Here is a 19,385-nt window from a genome sequence, read left to right as displayed (position 1 = left end):
CTTAAAAAAATAAACTATGAAATCAATAATTGTAGGTCTTATTTTAAGTATGTGCTATTTTTCTATGAGCAACGCATTTGGTCAACTTCCTGTAAAGCCTCTTGCATCTCAAGCTCAACTTTTGAAAAGTAATGACAAAAAATTGGCTCAAAACAAAAAGCTTGTTTATGATATGTGGCGAGAATTTTTAGAAGCAGGCCACATGGAGGTAGCAGAAAAGTATTTTGCAGAAAGTTATATGCAACATAACCCAAATGCAGCTACTGGAAGAAAAGCAGTGGTAGAATTCTTTTCAAAATTCACCAAGCCAGTTGCAATCGCCGATTCAATCAAAGGACAATTAGTCTCGATTGTTGCCGAGGGCGACCTTGTAGTTCTAAGTTTTGTAAGAGAATTAAAAGACCCCAATGATGCTACTAAAACGTACACAACCACTTGGTTTGATATGTTTAGAATCGAAAATGGGAAAATTGCAGAACACTGGGATAGTGCTGAAAAAATGAAAATGAATTGATAAAGTTCATTTTCGGAATGATTAAATAAATAGCAATAAAGTTTCAATATTGAAACTTTATTGCTATTCAAAATGATTAAAAAATTAATAAAAATTTGAGATGAGACTGATTACTTCAATAGTTTTAATTCTTGCATTAAAATCCTCACTTTTTGCTCAATATAAGCAAGAAAAACTTCTTTTTGGAGTAGCTTATTATGATGAATATATGCCTTATGAACGGCTTGAAAAAGACGTGGCTATGATGAAAGAGTCAGGAATAAATTTCGTTAGAATTGCAGAATCTACCTGGAGTACAGTTGAGCCTCAAGATAATGTTTTTGATTTTCATCACATTGACAGGGGGCTAGATGCCATGCACAAAGCTGGCATTAAAGTAATCATTGGTACACCCACCTACGCAGTTCCAACTTGGTTGGTAAAAAAATACCCTGCGATTTTAGTTACAACTCCACAAGGCCAACGACAATATGGGGCTCGCCAAAACATGGATATTACGAATGTTAACTTCCGATTTCATGCCGAGCGTGTCATTCGTAAAATCATGGAGCATGTCAAAAACCATCCTGCCATTATCGGTTATCAAGTTGATAATGAAACCAAGTCTTATCAAACATCGGGTGAAAATGTACAAAAAGCTTTTGTACAATATATGAAAACAAAATATAAGACTTTAGATAATATCAATAAAGCATTTGGTTTAGATTATTGGAGTAATCGCATTAATAATTGGGCAGATTTCCCGTCAGTCAATGGAACAATTAATGCAAGTTTAAAGGCTGAATTTGAGAAATTTCAAAGAGGTTTAGTAACTGATTATTTAGCTTGGCAAACAAAAATCGTTAAGGAATATGCCAAACCTACACAATTTGTAACTCAAAATTTTGACTTAGATTGGCGAGGTTTTTCTTACGGAATTCAAACGGATGTTGATCATTTTGCCGCTGCAAAGCCATTGGATGTAGCAGGCATTGATATTTATCATCCTACTCAGGAAAATTTAACAGGTATTGAAATCTCATTGGGAGGAGACATTGCTCGCTCAATGAAAAATGGAAAAAACTACTTTTTGATTGAAACCGAAGCTCAAGGATTCCCGCAATGGACACCTTTTCCTAATCAATTACGTTTACAAGCATTTAGTCATTTAGCTTCGGGAGCATCAATGATTGGCTACTGGCATTGGCACTCTATTCACAATTCTGCAGAAACCTATTGGAAAGGCCTCCTTAGTCACGATTTTGAACCAAATCCAACCTATTTAGAAGCTCAAACGATAGGCAAAGATTTCAATCGTTTGAATGATAAACTAATTGGTTTGAAGAAAAACAACGAAGTAGCTCTCTTATTTAGCAATGAAGCACAATCAGCATTCAATGCTTTTAGTTTTGGTTGGGGTGCAAGAGAAAAATACAATGACATTTTACGACCAATTTATGATGCTTTGTACAAAATGAATGTGGGTGTTGATATGATTGACCCAAGTACCAATTTTAGTTTTGGAGAAAATGAATTTGGGAAATATAAAATGATTGTTGTACCAGCACTTTACGCTGCATCTGATGCTTTGATGAATAAATTAAACCAATTCGTTAAAGATGGTGGACACGTCGTTTACACTTTCAAAAGTGGTTTTTCAGATGAAAATGTAAAAGTTAGAACGACAATTCAACCTGGCTTAATCAATGAAGCCTGTGGTATTTCATACAGCCAATTCACTTTCCCCAATGGAGTGAGCCTAAAAAATGACCCTTATAAAGTTGGCGTTGCTAATAATAAAATTCACACGTGGATGGAATTAATTACACCTACCACCGCTGAAGTTTTAGCTTATTATGATCACCCTCAATGGGGTAAATATGCAGCTGTAACTCAAAACAAATTTGGAAATGGTTTGGCAACCTACATTGGTTTTATGACAACACCGGTTTTAACAGAGCAAATTTTAAAACAGGCTCTTGTTAAATCGAACTTGTGGGGAAAAGCACAAGAACTATCATTCCCATTAATTACAAAATCAGGCATCAATAATCAAGGTAAAATCTTACACTATTTTTTCAATTATTCTGATAGTCCAAAAACGATTCAATACAATTATAAAGCTGGGAGTGAATTGTTGAGTAGTCAAGCAATTTCAGCCAATAGTTCTGTTGAAATCGAAGCATGGGGAGTAAAAATTATTGAAGAAAAATAATCTTAAAAAAACAATAAAAAAGAGTTAAACAACTTACTATTATTTTAAATTAAACAATCAAAAACAATGAAAAAAGCGAGCATTATTCTTATTGTATTATTTTTCGGAATAGCTGTAAAGGGCTTTTCGCAAACCGATAAGCCTTCAGATTTCTTTGCGGGAAAATGGGAAGTGGCATTTATCGGAACTCCAAATGGAGATGCCAAAATGACAACTGAATTGTTGCGTAAAGATGGTAAGTTGACTGGCAAATTAAAGCCTGCTGATGGCTCTGATGCCATTGAAATTACTAATGTTGAAGAAGAAGCGGAAAAATTAACATTATTCTTTTCAACTCAAGGTTATGATCTTTCTGTTGAATTAAAGAAAGTTGATGCCGACAATCTGAAAGGTTCATTGATGAATATGTTTGATGCAACGGCCAAAAGAATCAAAGATAAGTGAAAAATTTAAAGTTTTATGAAAGAGCGGCTAATTAGTCGCTCTTTTTTTGTCTAATATCTAAAAATCTCTAATAAAATTTCTTCTTCCAAACTTTTACAAAGATTAGAATCTATAAATTGAATTTTACCACTTTATGTTTTTGTACAAATCCAAGAAAACATTTGCTTTTATTGTCAATAGTTTTTATGTTTGTTAAATATTTATCAGGAATCCTGATAAATAAATTCAACCTTGACTAACAAAAATGACAAACACCTCTGAAACTAAACTGAGTTATGCTTGGTATGTGGTATTTTTATTGACACTTGCCAATATATCATCTTTCCTCGACAGACAAATTTTAGCACTTTTAGTACAACCTATTAAAAGAGACTTTCATTTATCAGATACCAAAATTAGCTTATTGATGGGGCTAAGTTTTGGAATATTCTATACGATTTTTGGCATGTTTATCGGCCGAATGGCAGACCGCTACAGTCGTAGAAATATCATCATGGGCGGTGTTATTATTTGGAGTTTTATGACTGCATTATGTGCGGGCATACGAAATTACTCTCAGTTTTTTCTTGCAAGAATTGGTGTGGGTGTAGGCGAAGCAACATTATCGCCTTCAGCCTATTCTATGATTGCCGATTATTTTCCAAAAAGCAAATTGGGAATTGCGATGAGTGTTTTTTCATTGGGTATTTTCTTAGGTTCGGGAATAGCTTTGCTAATCGGAGCAGGTTTAGTGGCAAATCTTCCACAATCAGGAATGGTACATCTTCCCATTTTTGGTGATATTTTCCCTTGGCAAATGCTCTTTATTTACATTGGTTTACCTGGCTTTGTTATCGCACTCCTACTACTTACTGTAAAAGAACCAACTCGAAAAGGACTTTTGATAAAATCTGATAATTCCACAAAGCTAAGCCTAAATGAGTCTTTGGTTATTATTTTCAAGAATAAGGCGGCTTTTTTAAGTATCAGTTTTGGAACTGCCTTTTTTGCCTTTGTTAATTATGGACTAAACGCATGGGTTCCAACAATGATAGCTCGAACTTTTGAGTGGAAACCACAAGAAGCTGGTCTATTATATGGTTCGGTCATAGTGATTAGTTCAGTATTAGGTGTTTTATGGGGTGGCTGGTATGCTGATAAATTAGTAAAAAATGGTGTCAGCGACGGTCGTTTGAGGGTAAGTGTTATTGGTGGAATTTGTATTTTAGCTTCATCTCTAATCCCGCTCATCACAAATCCTTATTTACTCCTTATTTCTTTAGCATTTCCAGGTTTTTTCATAGCTGCCAATATCGGTTCGGCGGGTGCGGCCGTTCAAGCAATTATGCCCAATCAAGTGAGATCTTTGGCATCAGCAATATTTCTATTTATCCTAAATATGATAGGTTTGGGCTTAGGACCAACGGTAGTTGCCTTATTTACTGACTATATTTTTCAAGACGAAAAAGCCATCAAAAACTCATTGGTTTTACTCATACTCATTGGTGGAGTAGCTACAACTTCACTATTTTGGTATGGTCTAAAACCTTATCAAAAAGCAATCGGTGAAGAAGCATAAAACAATATAAAACACTTATAATCAAGCATTTACTAGTTTAAAAAGTTAAATAGGTTTTATTTTTATAATTACGAAAATATTTTCAAAAAAATTAGACTAAAGCAGCCAAATCAAATGAAAAAAATCAATCCTCCTTTCCGTGCCGACCATGTAGGCAGTCTCTTACGTCCAGCCGAATTATTAACACTTCGCAACAGTTGGAAACTGGGGCAAATTTCTGCCGAAGAACTCCGTGCAGCCGAAGATAAAGCGATTGCCGAAACTGTTAAAAAAGTGGAGTCTATCGGTATGCAATCAATCACAGATGGTGAATTTCGTAGAGATTATTTCCACTTAGATTTTTTAAAGCAATTAGATGGCATCAGTGTGACAGGTGGCATTGCTTCAAATCCTAATGCTAAAGTTGCAGAAGATGGTTTTACTCCACCAAAATTGAGTGTTACAGGCAAAATCGCTCACGGAAAAGATATTCAAGTGGCTGATTTTAACTATTTAAAATCAGTTACAACCCAAACACCAAAAGTGTCGATTCCTTCGCCAACAATGGCACATTTCCGTGGTGGACGCAAGTCAATTGATATTTCAGCTTATCCTGATATGGATGAGTTTTTTCACGATTTATCCCAAGCTTATCGCATTGAGTTAGACCATTTATATCAGAATGGTTGTCGTTATATTCAATTAGATGATACGAATTTAGCATATTTATGTGACCCAAAAATGCGTGAAGCTGCTCAAGAAAGAGGCGAAGACCCCAATGAATTGCCAAGAACTTATGCCGCATTGATCAATTCTGTCATTGATGGTCGTCCTGATGACTTAACCATTGGCATTCATCTATGCCGTGGAAATTATAGAAGTACTTGGTTTGCCGAAGGTGGTTATGAGCCAGTTGCCGAAGTACTTTTCAATGATCTAAATGTAGATGCCTATTTCTTAGAATATGATGATGAGCGTTCTGGAGATTTTGCCCCACTTCGTTTCGTTCCTAACAATAAAGTTGTTGTTTTGGGTATAGTTTCGTCAAAAGTAGCAACTTTAGAAACGGCAAATGAATTGACTACTCGTATCAATGAAGCAGCCAAATATATGCCTTTAGACAATATGTGTTTGAGCCCTCAATGTGGTTTTTCGAGTACTTCTCATGGCAATAATCTAACTCATGATGACCAATGGAGAAAATTGGAATTGGTCGTAAATGTTGCAAATGAGGTCTGGAAATAATTTTTGCTTTTAGCTGTTAGCAATTAGCTTTTAGCAAAAAAAACTTGTTAAAACCTTAATTATTTCCAGAAAAATAAAAGTAATAGATTTGACAAAAAAGCTAATGGCTAACAGCTAAACACTAATTGCTAAAATAAAAATGCTACAAACAGAAATAAGAGATAATATACTTTTAGTAAAGTTGAATCGTCCAGAAAAAAGGAATGCTTTGAATGATGCAACAATTCTAAGTATTGAAAATGTATTTTCAAACATTCCAAAAGGAATCGGTTGTGCTATAATTTATGGCGAAGGCAAGCATTTTAGTGCTGGCCTTGATTTATCAGAACTCACCGAACGAGATGCAATCGAAGGTGTTCATCATTCAAGAATGTGGCACCGAGTATTAGATAAAATTCAATTCGGTAGTGTGCCTGTCATTGCTCTATTACATGGAGCCACTGTTGGTGGCGGACTTGAATTGGCCAGTGCTTGCCATATAAGGGTAGCAGAAGAATCTACTTTTTATGCTCTTCCTGAGGGGCAGAGAGGCATATTCGTTGGTGGAGGAGCTTCTGTAAGAGTATCGAAACTCATTGGTATGGCTCGAATAACTGATATGATGCTCACTGGAAGAGTATATAAAGCCGAGGAAGGAATGATGATTGGACTTTCTCAATATGTAGTTGGCGAAGGCGAAGGTTTAGATAAAAGCATCGAATTAGCCCAAAAAGTAGCCTCGAATACTGGGATGACCAATTATGCTTTGATGCACATCTTGCCACGTATTTCGGAGGCAAATCAAGACCACGGTATGTTGATGGAATCATTAACGGCTGCCATTGCACAAAATACCCCCGAAGCGAAAGAAAGATTGAAGCTATTTTTAGAAGGAAAAGCAAAAAAAGTTGGTGAATAGAACTTCAAAAGTGAAACAAAAAATGTTCAAACAAGTTAAATTCGGCCCAACAGCTACGCAAAAGCATTCATTTGTAGACGGCACAATTTTGTTTAAATCAAAACAAGAACTGGGTAAATTTCCTGAAAAATTAACAGAAAAATTGGTTTTTTGGGCAGAAAAAACACCTGACAAAACATTCATTGCCAAACGAAAACAAGATGGACTTTGGGATCATTTAAGCTATTCTCAAACATTAAAATATGTCAAAAATATTGGGCAATTTTTGTTGGATTGCGGAGTTTCTGTCGAACGTCCCATAATGATTTTGTCTGAAAATAGCCTTGAACATGCTCTTTTAGCTTTAGCAGCATTGCATGTTGGTGTCCCTTTTTCAGCAATTGCTCCTGCCTACTCTTTAGTTTCGAATGATTTTGGAAAATTACGTCATACATTAACAATGATGACACCCAAATTAGTATTTGCTCAAAATGGCAAAGCCTATGCAGGGGCATTACAATTAACGGCAGAACTCTTTTCAGATGCAACTTTGATAGTATCTGAATTACCATTAGAAAACATACAAACAATACTTTTTAAAAATATTAAAAGTACCAAATTAAGTTATGATGTTGAAGATGCACACGAAAAAATCAGCCCTGATACAGTTGCAAAAATCCTATTTACATCTGGCTCAACTGGTTTACCTAAAGGAGTAATCAATACACACAAAATGATTTGTGCAAACCTGCAACAAATCACTCAGGTTTTTCCCTTCATGGAAGATGAACCTCCTGTTTTTATTGACTGGCTACCTTGGAATCATACTTTTGGAGGCAATCATAACTTTGGTTTAACTTTATATAACAACGGAACTCTTTATATAGATGATGGAAAACCAACTCCAAAAGGAATCGAAACGACCGTTCAAAACCTAAGAGAAATCTCCCCTACTGCCTACTTCAATGTTCCCAAAGGTTTTGAAGAACTGATTCCTTATCTTGAGAAAGAGCCAGAATTGCGTATAAAGTTTTTTAGTAAACTTAATATTATTTTTTATGCTGGTGCCTCTTTGGCCCAACCTGTATGGAATAAATTGGAAGAATTGGCTCAAGAAACCATTGGGAAAAAGATACCAATTATTACAGGTTTGGGTTGTACTGAATCTGGTCCATCGGCCATGTTTGCCAATTGGGGTGGTAGTTTCTCAGGTTTATTGGGTGTACCTGTGGCTGGGTTGACTGTAAAATTACGTCCTGACGGAGATAAACTGGAAGCTCTATATCAAGGGCCAAATGTTACACCTGGCTATTGGCGACAACCAACAGCCACTGAAAACGCATTTGATGAAGAAGGCTTCTATAAAACAGGTGATGCTGTCAAATTTGTTGACGAAAATTTTCCAGACAAGGGCTTAATTTTTGATGGAAGAATTGCCGAAGATTTTAAACTTTCAACTGGAACTTGGGTAAATGTAGGTGTTTTAAAAGCCAAGTTAGTTTCAGCAACTGCACCCATCGTACAGGATGCAGTCATTGTTGGCCTTGATAGAGATTTTATTACAACTATCTTATTTTTGAATGCTGATGCTTGCAGAAAATTAGCAAATTTAGCTGCAAATATATCCAATCAAGAGGCCTTTTTACATGCGAAAGTCAGAGAATATCTTTTCAATCAATTAAATAATTTCGCTAAAACTGCCACAGGAAGTGCGACAAGAATTGAGAGAGCAATCATTGCCATTGATGCTCCTTCGATTGATTTAGGTGAAATTACTGACAAGGGTTCGCTGAATCAAAGAGCGATATTGAAATATAGAACTGATTTGGTTGAAAAATTATATGCCAATGTAGGAAATGATATAATTTGCATTGCTTAAATTTACAAATAAAGAAGATTTCAATATAAAAATATTAAAATTATGCAGATCAAAGATAAAACTTTCCTAATCACAGGCGGAGCTTCTGGCTTAGGGTTTGCCACTGCAAAAAACATTGTTGAAAATGGCGGAAATGTCTTATTGGCTGATATTAATTCAGTAACAGGAGAACACGCTGAAACAACTTTAGGAAAAAATGCAAAGTTTGTTCAAACTGATGTGAGTAATGAAGAAAGTGTACAAAATGCTATTTCTATTGCTCTACAAACGTTTGGTGGCTTAAATGGAGCAATCAATTGTGCGGGCATTGGCCCTGCTGAAAGAGTTGTTGGTAAAAATGGCCCTCATTCATTGGCTTCTTTTACAAAAACAATTTCTATCAATCTCATTGGCACTTTCAATGTTATTCGCTTGGTTGCGGCTGTCATTCAAAACAATGAAGTTGGTGAAAGTGGAGAGAGAGGTGTAATCATCAATACAGCATCTGTTGCAGCATTTGATGGTCAAATTGGTCAAGCAGCCTATTCAGCCTCAAAAGGTGGAATTGTTGCCATGACATTGCCCATTGCACGTGAATTTTCTCGTCTTGGTATTCGTGTCATGACCATCGCACCAGGACTTTTTGAAACCCCACTTTTGGCAGGTTTACCTGAGGAAGCACGTATTTCTTTAGGTCAACAAGTACCTTTTCCTGCTCGTTTAGGCCAACCATCAGAGTATGCTGCTTTGGCAGAACATATTATAAAAAATCAAATGCTAAATGGTGAAGTGATTCGTTTAGATGGAGCTATTCGCATGGCAGCTAAATAAAAGGACAATGATTAATATAGAAAAAATTACCGCAATCGATGTTCATACGCATGCTGAAGTATCATGTTGTCAACCTCACGATGATTATCGTTCAGAATTTGATGTAGCTTTTGCTAAATATTTCAAGTCTGATAAGCGTCCAACAATTCAAGAAACAGCTGATTTTTACCGAGAAAGTAACTTAGCATTTGTGATGTTTACGGTAGATTCTGAGCATGAAGTTGGTAAAAAGAGAATTCCAAATATAGAAGTGGCCGAAGCAGCATTAAAAAATGATGATGTCATGATTGCTTTTGCCAGCATTGACCCACACAAAGGTCGCATGGGAGCAAGAGAAGCCAGAGATTTGATAGAAAATTATGGCGTAAAAGGCTTTAAATTTCATCCTACTGTACAAGGATTTTACCCACAGGATAAAATGGCCTATCATTTATACGAAGTCATTGCCGAATACAAATTACCAATGCTTTTTCACTCAGGGCATTCTGGTTTTGGTTCGGGTGTTCGTGGTGGTGGTGGTTTACGTTTAGAATATTCAAACCCTATGCACCTCGATGATGTCGCGATTGATTTTCCAGATTGTCCGATAATTATTGCACATCCTTCATGGCCTTGGCAAGATGAAGCTCTATCGGTGGCCATGCACAAGCCAAATGTTTATATTGATTTGAGTGGTTGGTCGCCCAAGTATTTTCCGAAACAATTGGTACAATATGCCAACACTATGTTGAAAAACAGGGTATTGTTTGGAACTGATTTCCCTCTCATTACACCTGAGCGTTGGATGAAAGATTTTGAGGAAGCTGGATTTAAAGATGAAGTAAAACCATTGATTTTAAAAGAAAATGCCATTAAAATGCTGGGTTTGAGGCCTTAACTTTCTCTCTAAACTCTTTAGGTGAAATACCCACTTTTTTCTTAAATAATCGAGTAAAATAACAGGGATATTCAAATTGTAGCAAATATGCAATTTCTGAAATCGAGTAAGAAGTATAATGTAAATAGCTTTCAGCTTCTTTTATGAGGTGGTCTTGAAGTACCTGTGATGAGGTTTTTCCTACCAAAGTTTGACAAATTCGATTTAAGTGAACAGGTGTAATGGCCAATTCGTGTGCATATTCATTAATCGTTTTTTTTGATAGAAGTGATTTTCTTACCAGTCGTTGAAAATCTCGAAAATGAAGCAAATTTCGATTGTTTTCTTTTAAAGCAGAATCTTTAATATTAGAAAATCGAAAAATTTGAACAAACAAAAGCTGTAAATACGCATGTAAAGCTAAAGCTCTTTCTGGTAATTCTTCATAAAGTTCTTTATTTACTTTATAAACCAAATCATTGATGGTATCAAACTTTGTTTTTTCTTGGGTGGCATCAATAATTTGCATTTTATGAAATGAAGATAAAACAACATTTGAATCTTTAAACAAATTTTCAATAAATGATACAGACAAAGTAATTACCCACCCAACCGAATCTGAACTATAATTAAAGCCATGCAAGGTATTTTCGGGTATCAATAGCACACAAGGAACTGGTAATTTTATATTAGTTGTTTCGGTTTTAAGTTCGCCAGCACCTGACTCAATGACAAAAATTTGACAAAGCTGGGTATGAAAATGAGGTTTTATTTCCCATTCATGAATTTTACTTCTGGTTTCAAGTAGTTCACAATGAACAAAATTCGGAAGAATGGCTTTGTCTTCTTCTCCGTATAAAGCATAATTAATGTTTTTTTTGTTCATATTTAATAATTATTAAATATTTAACTCTTTAATAAATTTCACTTTAAATTAAGTAAAATTTATTAAATAAATTACTTTAAATGAAGCAAATATAATAATCTCATTTATATTATCACTTCATTAATGTTTGATTTGTTTAATAAATTGTTGTTTTTGTTTAAGATATTTCAACAAATAAAATATCAATTTTGCATAAAATTTATAATCAAAATAAAAACGAATGCAACTTAAAACACAAGTCGGAATCATTGGTGCTGGGCCAGCAGGACTCACACTCTCTCTGTTATTGGCGAAATTTGGTATTGAATCAATCATCATCGAAAACCGTAGTCGTGCGTATGTAGAAGCAAGAGTTCGTGCAGGATTATTGGAACAAAATACCGTAGATTTATTCAAAGATATGGGTGTGGGTGAGCGTATGGAATGTGAAGGAGCCGAACATCATGGCGTATATCTTAATTTCGATGGTGTGCGTCATCGTGTACCTTTCAAAGAATTAACTGGGGGAAGATGTATTACAATTTATGGGCAGCAAGAAGTTGTAAAAGACCTCATCGAAGCTCGATTGGCACAAGGAGGCGAATTTTTTTTTGAAGCCTCAGCCAAATCAATTGAAGGTATCGAAGGTAATTCTCCAGAAATACATTTTGAGCAAAATGGAGAAAAACATAATATATTATGTGATTTTGTAGCAGGTTGTGACGGTTATCATGGTATTAGTCGTCAAACTTTACCTAAAGACTCATACAATGAATTTCATATTGAATATCCTTTTAGTTGGTTAGGGATTTTAGCCCATGCTGCTCCATCTTCTGACGAACTAATTTATTCTTATCATCAAAGAGGTTTTGCTTTGAGTAGCCTTCGCTCAGAAACTGTAAGTAGATTATATATTCAAGTGCCAAATGATGATAAAATCGAAAATTGGACAGATGAACAAATCTGGGATGAACTCGAAATTAGATTGAGTAATGGCAGTGATTTTAAAGTCAATCGTGGAGAAATTTTTGAAAAAAGTATTACTCCAATGCGGAGTTTTATGATTGATAATATGCAACATGGTCGCTTATTTTTAGCTGGTGATGCTGCCCACATTGTTCCACCAACTGGGGGAAAAGGTTTGAATTTAGCAGTGGCAGATATTCGATTCATGGCAGCAGCTTTCAAAGAATTTTATACAAATGGCCAAGAACATTTACTGGAAAGTTATTCTCAAGATTGCTTGAGACGTATTTGGAGAGCCCAAGATTTTTCAAATTTCATGACCACACTTTTCCATAAACAAAGTGAACATGGCTCATTTGAATACCAATTACAAAAAGCAAAATTTGATTATATTGGCATTTCGGAAGCATATAAAACAACCATTGCCGAAAATTATGTAGGCTTAAAAGAAATATAAAATGAAATTTATCAACATAAACGGACACAATATTCACTACAAATACCTCAAAAGTAGTGCTGCTCAAACTTTTGTTTTTGTCAACTCACTTGGAACAGATTTTAGAATTTGGGATGGTGTTGTCGAAAATTTAAGTAAATATGGTTCAATTGTATGTTTCGATAAATGTGGTCATGGATTATCCGAAACTACTCAAAACCCTTTAACTATCAATGATTACGTCGATGATGTTATTGCATTATTAGATGCTTTAGAAATTGATAAATGTATTTTTATTGGCTTATCCATTGGTGGAATTATTGGTCAAAAAATGGCTTTAAAATTCCCAAATCGTATTGAAAAGCTTGTTTTGAGCAATACTGCCCCAAAGGTCGGAAGTGAAGAAAGCTGGAACACCAGAATTAATATTGTACAAAATAAGGGAATTGCTGCTATTGCTGACACAGTGATGAAAGTATGGTTTTCAGAAAATTTTCATCAAAATCATGCGAATGAATTATCAGGTTATAAAGCAATGCTTGCTAATTCAAATCCAGTGGGATATGTTCAGGCCTGTGAAGCATTGAAGATCAATGACTTAACCAACGAAATTGCAGCAATTGACATTCCAACGCTTTGTTTGGCAGGAACAGTGGATGGCTCTACTCCCCCAGCCCAAGTAAAAGCAATGGCAGACCAAATCCCGAATGCGAAATATGTATTGATTGAAGGCGTGGGGCATATTCCTTGTGTTGAAAAACCTGAGATTGTTTCTCAATTAATTTTAGACTTTGTAACGGACGATTCGCTTAGTCTTTACGAAAAAGGCATGAAAACTCGCCGTTCTGTATTGGGAAATACCCATGTTGACAAAGCTGAGGCTAATAAAACTACTTTCGATAAAGACTTTCAAGAATACATTACTAATAGTGCTTGGGGAGCAATTTGGTCAAGGCCTCATCTATCAAAAAGAGAGAGGTCGATGATTACAATTGCGATTTTGACTGCCTTAGGTTTGGAAGAAGAACTTGCGATGCACATCCGAGCAACACAAAATACAGGAGCTTCTCAGGAAGATGTCAGAGAAGTTTTGATGCACACAGGTGTTTATGCTGGAGTCCCAAGAACCAATGGTGCTATGAAAATTGCTAAGAAAACTTATAACGATTTAGGATTTGACATTTAGAAATAAGTAGTTCTTGCCCCAATAATAACCTCTTTTGAAAACAAATAACTTAGTAAAAATCGTAAATTATTAATCGTAAATCAAAATGGAAAGCAACCAACCCCCGCATTTGTATGCCCCCTATAAATCAACGATTTTTAGAAGTCCAACAAAACCATTAATTATTGTAGCCGAAAATTTAAAAGATTTGCGTTTGCCAGCTTATGGTGAATCGGCTATTGGGAAATTTGATAATGATTTGACAAAAAATGCTCGTGTCAATGGAGAACCTATTGGTGAGAGAATCAAAGTTTTTGGAAAAGTAATGGACGAAAATGAGAGACCACTCCCTCATGTTTTAGTAGAAATTTGGCAGGCAAATTCGGCAGGAAGGTATATACATAAAGCAGAAATTCATGATGCACCGCTTGATCCTAATTTTTTAGGAGCAGGTAGAATGTTAACTGATAGTGCTGGAAATTATTCATTTTATACAATCAAACCTGGTGCTTATCCTTGGGGAAATCATCATAATGCTTGGCGTCCAAATCACATCCATTTCTCAGTAATTGGTCATCAATTTGAGCATCGATTAGTAACGCAAATGTATTTTCCAGGCGACCCACTCTTCGAATTTGACCCTATTTTCAATTCTGTTCCCAAACACGCTCAACATTTGATGATTGCGAAATTTAGCATGGATTATACTGATCCTGAATTTGCATTAGCTTATGAATTTAATATTGTTTTGAATGGTAAGCTAAGAACAATATTTGAAAATTGAAATTTTATGTATTAAAAAAAAAGTAAAATTTACTCATAAGTAAGTTTTTACTCGAAATAATATGTAAAATTTATTCTAAAAAAATCGTAAATTTATAACCTTTATGTTGCAAACTCCATCCCAAACAGTCGGTCCTTTTTTCGCTTATGGGCTTACAGCTCGTCAATACGGCTATGATTTTAGTAGTATTCTTGATGATTTATTGATAAAACCAGAGACCGAGGGTGAACGAATTTATATTAACGGTAAAATTTTTGATGGCAATGGTCTTGCCATTCCAGATGCAATGATTGAACTTTACCAAGAAGACTTGTTAAGATTAAACAACAAACAAGGTTTCGGTAGATTAGGAACTGGCACATCATCTGATATTAGTTTTACATTTACAACAGTCAAGCCACAAGCAATTGACGGACAAGCTCCAAATATCAATGTTATCTTATTTATGAGAGGTTCGTTAAGACATCTTTATACACGTCTTTATTTCTCTGATGAAACCGAAGCAAATCAACAAGATAGTTTATTGAATGCTATTCCTGAAGAAAGACGAAATACATTGATAGCCTATAAAAAGATAGTCAACGGGCAAGTCTTTTATGAGTTTAATATCACAATGCAAGGTGAAGGGGAAACTGTGTTTTTTGACTTATAAATAAATGCTAAGAATTGCTGAAAAGTTATTTATAAATTCAACATATATAAGAGCCACCTCTTCTAATACCATAAATTAAAAAAGATGTTTTCAAAATACCTCAATGACCCAAGTTTAGGCATGATTTGTTCAGATGAACATTTCATTAGGAAAATGTTGGATTTTGAAATCGCTTTGGCACAAGTGCAGGCAATATTAGGAATTATACCAAAAGAAGCAGCCCAAAATATTGAAGAAAAGCTTAAAACACTTCAAATTTTACCAGAATCCTTAGCTGAAGGCACTTTACAAAATGGAATTCCAACTATTACATTGATTAATCTTGCAAAAAAAGCATTGTCTGATGCTGCCAAAGATTATCTTCATTGGGGGGCTACCTCGCAAGATGTTATGGATACTGCACAAGTATTAATCATCAAGGAAGTTATTCCCATTCTTGAAAAAAAGATACTTGAATTATTACAAAACTTAGCGGTATTAATTGATAATCAAGGCAATTTACCAACAATTGGACGAACCAGAACACAACAGGCGGTGCCGATTTTATTTGGACAAAAAATTGCCAATTGGGCAAGTCCGTTAATTAGACATTTAGAGCGATTGGCTCAATTAAAACCTCGTCTATTAGTTGCACAATTAGGTGGTGCTGCAGGCAATCTTTCAGCTCTAGGAGACCAAGGATTAATTATATCAGAAGCTTTAGCTAAACAGCTGGCCTTAAATTTCGCTCTACCATGGCATAATCAAAGGGATAATTTTGCAGAATTTACCAATTGGTTGGCTTTGTTAAGTGAATCTCTTGGGAAAATGGGGCAAGATATTTTACTGATGTCGCAAACTGAAATCAATGAGGTAATTGAAAATGCAGATGGTGGAGGAAAATCAAGCACGATGCCACATAAAAATAATCCAATTTTGAGTGAAACTTTGCTTGTTTTGGCCAAGAAAAATGCTAATCTGGCTTCAATTCAGCTTCAAAGTATGATTCACGGAAATGAGAGAGATGGTACTGCTTGGTTATTAGAATGGGAAAATCTTCCAAAAATGATACTCAATACAGGAACTGCTTTAAATCATGCCTTGACAATCAGTAAAAATTTGAAAGCAAACCCTAATGCCATGCAAAAAAACATTGATTTGCTCAATGGTCTGGTATTTTCTGAAGCTGCAAGTTTTATTTTAGCCCAATATTTACCAAGAAATGAAGCAAAAATTATTGTAGAAAAAGCATGTCAAGATGTTGTTTCAGAGGGTAAAAGTTTAGAAGAAGTATTATTAAACCTAACTTACGATTTGAAAATTGATTGGCATTTAGCATTAAATATTGACAATCATTTAGGTGTTTCAAGAGAGATTATGAACAAAGTTGTTGCACAAATCAAACATTTGAAATAAGTATGCGTTGGTGTCTGAGCGAAGTCGAAGATACCAATGACAATAAAATTAAAAAAATCAATCAAAAAATGTCATTTATTATAGACGGTATCCGCACTCCTATTGGAAATTTTGGAGGCTCGCTTTCCACCATTCGTACAGATGATTTAGGAGCTTTAGTAATAAAAGCTTTAGTTGAAAGAAATCAAAATATTCCATTAGATGCCTACGATGAAGTGATTTTCGGTTGTGCCAATCAAGCTGGTGAAGACAATCGCAATGTAGCCAGAATGTCGTTACTGTTAGCTGGTTTACCATTTACAGTGCCAGGCGAAACTGTCAATCGTTTATGTTCTTCGGGTATGTCGGCCGTAGTCCATGCACACCGTGCTATTCAATCGGGCGATGGGCATTTATTCATTGCAGGTGGTGTTGAAAACATGACACGTGGCCCTTGGGTAATGTCAAAATCATCCAAACCTTTCGGAAATGATGTTGAAATGCACGATAGTAGCTTTGGTTGGAGATTTATCAATCCACAATTAAAAGCACTTTACGGGGTAGATGCGATGGGTGTAACGGCAGAAAATTTAGCAGAAATGTACAATATCAGTCGTGAAGACCAAGATAAATTTGCACTTTGGTCACAACAAAAAGCCTCACTTGCTCAAACTTCAGGGCGATTAGGCGAAGAAATTACGCCAATCAGTATTCCACAGAAGAAGGGTGATGCCTTGATTTTTGATAAAGACGAATTTGTGAAACCTTCAAGCACTTTGGAAGGCTTAGCAAAACTTAGAGCAGCTTTTAAAAAGGAAAATGGAACTGTTACGGCTGGTAATGCTTCTGGGTTAAACGATGGTTCGGCTGCCGTATTGGTAGCCTCTGATGAAGGTGTAAATAAATATAATCTCCAACCATTAGCTCGAATCGTGGCATCAGCAGTGGCAGGTGTAGAGCCCCGTATCATGGGAATTGGGCCAGTTCCTGCTACTCAAAAAGCTCTACAAAAAGCTGGTTTGACAATGGATGACATTGACATTATTGAACTCAATGAGGCGTTTGCCGCTCAGAGTTTGGCTTGTACACGTGCCTTAGGCCTGGCCGATAACGACCCAAGAATTAATCCAAATGGTGGTGCTATTGCTTTGGGCCATCCATTAGGAATGTCTGGTGCGAGAATTGTGTATTCGGCAGCATTAGAATTGCAACGGTACGACATTTCGCAACAGAAAAAACGCTATGCTTTGGCTACCATGTGTATAGGTGTGGGGATGGGATATGCGGTAATTTTGGAGAAAGTTTAATGTGTATAATAACCTATAAATGCCTTATTATAAGTAAGTTACAATATTTTTATTAAAGTTTTTTACAGCCTTTAATAAAGGGCAATTTCATTATTATTTATTGGCTAAAACTAAGCAGAATTTTTATTAAAATGAAAAAAGTACCACAAATAACAGTAGAAGAGGCAGCAGCAATGGTAAAAAGTGGCGATAAACTGCTCCAAGGTGGCTTTGGTATGACAGGAAACCCCGTGCATCTCATGCACGCATTGGCTAAAACAGACACAAAAAATCTTATTTTTATTGGCAATAATACTGGAGAACCTGGACTTGGTGGTGATCGCTTATTGGCGAATGGTCAATTAAAAAAAATTATTGGCTCCTTTTTTACTTCCAATATCAATGCAGTTAAAGCTGTTCAAGCAGGTTTGGTCGATTATGAACTTTTGCCACAAGGTACACTTGCGGAGGCAATTCGAGCAGGTGGAGCAGGTATCGGTGGATTTTACACGCCAACTTCAGCAGGTACGTTGATTGCAAAAGATAGAGAAACAAAAATAATTGATGGAGTTGAACAAGTCTTCATCAAAGGTATTCGAGGAGATGTGGCTTTTATTCGAGCATGGCGAGCTGATACGGCGGGAAATCTACAATACCGTATGACCGAAAACAACTTTAATAAGGGCATGGCAACTGCTGCAGATTTGGTTATTGCGGAAGTTGAAGAAATTGTAGAAGTGGGCGAAATTTTACCTGAAAATGTTCACACGCAAGGTTGTTATGTTGATTATTTAGTTGAAGCCAAATTAACACTCGAAGATTTAGGAACTTCTGCCTCGGTTTCGTCATCAAAAAAAGTTGATGAAAGTCGAATGAATATGGCTAAGCGTGCCTTAGCCGAATTGAAAAAAGGTGATGTAGTCAATCTTGGTATAGGCATTCCTACTCTAGTTGCTGACTTGATTACAGATGAACATGGTATCATTTTACATACCGAAAATGGGATGTTAGGAGTAGGCCCAGTTCCAACAGATGGGGGTGGTGCAATGGATTATCCAGTAAATGCTGGTAAAATTCCAGTTACTGCTCTGAAAGGAAGCAGTTATTTTGATAGTGCCGATTCTTTTGCCATGATTCGAGGTGGTCATATTGATGTGGCCATTATGGGCGGATTAGAGGTGGATGAAGCAGCTAATTTAGCAAATTGGGCTGTTCCAAATAAGCCTCTTTTAGGGGTTGGTGGAGCAATGGATTTAGCCAAAGGAGCAAAAAGGCTCATTATTACAATGACCCATACTAATCCAGATGGTTCGCCGAAAATTGTCACGAATTGTGTTTTACCTCTTACTGCCGGTGGTGTTGTAAGTTTAATTATCACAGATTTGGCAGTTTTTGCCTATCCAGAAGGAAAATTGACATTGATCGAGTTGATGCCAAATGCAAGTATAGAAGAAGTAAGAGCCAAAACTTCTGCTCATTTTATTGAAAAGTTGAATTAATA

At 35.8% G+C, this 19,385-nt stretch carries 17 protein-coding genes; 16 read left to right on the top strand and 1 reads right to left on the bottom strand.

Going from position 1 to position 19,385, the window contains the following annotated elements; translation table 11 throughout:
• Nucleotides 1–16: 16 nt before the first annotated feature.
• The 9 genes from ACQUQZ_RS10185 to ACQUQZ_RS10145 all read left to right on the top strand — a co-directional run bounded on the left by ACQUQZ_RS10185 (nt 17) and on the right by ACQUQZ_RS10145 (nt 10,377).
• Nucleotides 17–514, top strand: coding sequence for a nuclear transport factor 2 family protein (locus ACQUQZ_RS10185; RefSeq protein ID WP_435354811.1), 498 nt, complete (start codon nt 17–19; stop codon nt 512–514).
• 100 nt (nt 515–614) lie between these two features.
• Nucleotides 615–2,708 carry a beta-galactosidase gene (locus tag ACQUQZ_RS10180; protein ID WP_435354810.1) on the top strand — a complete coding sequence of 698 codons (2,094 nt, stop codon included), beginning with the start codon at nt 615–617 and terminating at the stop codon, nt 2,706–2,708.
• A 66-nt stretch (nt 2,709–2,774) separates the two neighbouring features.
• Complete coding sequence (locus tag ACQUQZ_RS10175) at nt 2,775–3,152, top strand: hypothetical protein (RefSeq protein WP_435354809.1); 378 nt, start codon at nt 2,775–2,777, stop codon at nt 3,150–3,152.
• Nucleotides 3,153–3,396: 244 nt separating this feature from the next.
• Nucleotides 3,397–4,710, top strand: coding sequence for a spinster family MFS transporter (locus ACQUQZ_RS10170; protein WP_435354808.1), 1,314 nt, complete (start codon nt 3,397–3,399; stop codon nt 4,708–4,710).
• A gap of 114 nt (nt 4,711–4,824) precedes the next feature.
• The gene (locus ACQUQZ_RS10165) at nt 4,825–5,934 is read left to right on the top strand and encodes a 5-methyltetrahydropteroyltriglutamate--homocysteine S-methyltransferase (protein WP_435354807.1); all 1,110 of its coding nucleotides are present in this window, start codon (nt 4,825–4,827) and stop codon (nt 5,932–5,934) included.
• Between the two features lie 139 nt (nt 5,935–6,073).
• A complete protein-coding gene (locus ACQUQZ_RS10160; RefSeq protein ID WP_435354806.1) occupies nt 6,074–6,832 on the top strand; it encodes a crotonase/enoyl-CoA hydratase family protein in 759 nt (252 codons plus the stop codon).
• A 22-nt stretch (nt 6,833–6,854) separates the two neighbouring features.
• Nucleotides 6,855–8,690 (top strand): feruloyl-CoA synthase, encoded by a 1,836-nt coding sequence (locus tag ACQUQZ_RS10155; RefSeq protein WP_435354805.1) that lies wholly within the window; start codon nt 6,855–6,857, stop codon nt 8,688–8,690.
• 42 nt (nt 8,691–8,732) lie between these two features.
• The gene (locus ACQUQZ_RS10150; protein WP_435354804.1) at nt 8,733–9,500 is read left to right on the top strand and encodes a 3-hydroxyacyl-CoA dehydrogenase; all 768 of its coding nucleotides are present in this window, start codon (nt 8,733–8,735) and stop codon (nt 9,498–9,500) included.
• Between the two features lie 7 nt (nt 9,501–9,507).
• On the top strand, nt 9,508–10,377 hold the full coding sequence (locus ACQUQZ_RS10145; RefSeq protein WP_435354802.1) for an amidohydrolase family protein: 870 nt from the start codon (nt 9,508–9,510) through the stop codon (nt 10,375–10,377).
• On the opposite strand, the gene ACQUQZ_RS10140 is transcribed toward ACQUQZ_RS10145, so the two are convergent.
• Nucleotides 10,352–11,242: a helix-turn-helix domain-containing protein gene (locus tag ACQUQZ_RS10140; RefSeq protein WP_435354800.1), complete on the bottom strand. Its 891-nt coding sequence runs from the start codon at nt 11,240–11,242 to the stop codon at nt 10,352–10,354. The genes ACQUQZ_RS10145 and ACQUQZ_RS10140 overlap by 26 nt on opposite strands.
• A 220-nt stretch (nt 11,243–11,462) precedes the next feature.
• On the opposite strand from ACQUQZ_RS10140, the gene ACQUQZ_RS10135 reads away from it, so the two are divergent.
• The 7 genes from ACQUQZ_RS10135 to ACQUQZ_RS10105 all read left to right on the top strand — a co-directional run bounded on the left by ACQUQZ_RS10135 (nt 11,463) and on the right by ACQUQZ_RS10105 (nt 19,383).
• On the top strand, nt 11,463–12,644 hold the full coding sequence (locus ACQUQZ_RS10135; RefSeq protein WP_435354799.1) for a 4-hydroxybenzoate 3-monooxygenase: 1,182 nt from the start codon (nt 11,463–11,465) through the stop codon (nt 12,642–12,644).
• 1 nt (nt 12,645) lies between these two features.
• Entirely contained in the window at nt 12,646–13,809 is a 1,164-nt protein-coding gene (gene pcaDC / locus ACQUQZ_RS10130) for a bifunctional 3-oxoadipate enol-lactonase/4-carboxymuconolactone decarboxylase PcaDC (RefSeq protein WP_435354798.1), read from the top strand.
• Between the two features lie 85 nt (nt 13,810–13,894).
• Nucleotides 13,895–14,572 (top strand): protocatechuate 3,4-dioxygenase subunit beta, encoded by a 678-nt coding sequence (pcaH, locus tag ACQUQZ_RS10125; RefSeq protein ID WP_435354797.1) that lies wholly within the window; start codon nt 13,895–13,897, stop codon nt 14,570–14,572.
• Between the two features lie 103 nt (nt 14,573–14,675).
• Nucleotides 14,676–15,224 (top strand): protocatechuate 3,4-dioxygenase subunit alpha, encoded by a 549-nt coding sequence (gene pcaG, locus ACQUQZ_RS10120; protein ID WP_435354795.1) that lies wholly within the window; start codon nt 14,676–14,678, stop codon nt 15,222–15,224.
• Nucleotides 15,225–15,308: 84 nt separating this feature from the next.
• Entirely contained in the window at nt 15,309–16,619 is a 1,311-nt protein-coding gene (locus ACQUQZ_RS10115; protein WP_435354793.1) for a class-II fumarase/aspartase family protein, read from the top strand.
• Between the two features lie 68 nt (nt 16,620–16,687).
• A complete protein-coding gene (pcaF, locus tag ACQUQZ_RS10110) occupies nt 16,688–17,905 on the top strand; it encodes a 3-oxoadipyl-CoA thiolase (protein WP_435354791.1) in 1,218 nt (405 codons plus the stop codon).
• A 131-nt stretch (nt 17,906–18,036) separates the two neighbouring features.
• The gene (locus ACQUQZ_RS10105) at nt 18,037–19,383 is read left to right on the top strand and encodes a 3-oxoacid CoA-transferase (RefSeq protein WP_435354790.1); all 1,347 of its coding nucleotides are present in this window, start codon (nt 18,037–18,039) and stop codon (nt 19,381–19,383) included.
• The last annotated feature ends 2 nt before the right edge of the window (nt 19,384–19,385 follow it).

The sequence above is a fragment of the Emticicia sp. SJ17W-69 genome (genome assembly GCF_051209875.1).
Lineage (GTDB): Bacteria > Bacteroidota > Bacteroidia > Cytophagales > Spirosomataceae > Emticicia.
Note: the sequence above shows the minus strand (reverse complement) of the source record. Positions and strands in the feature narration are given on the sequence as shown.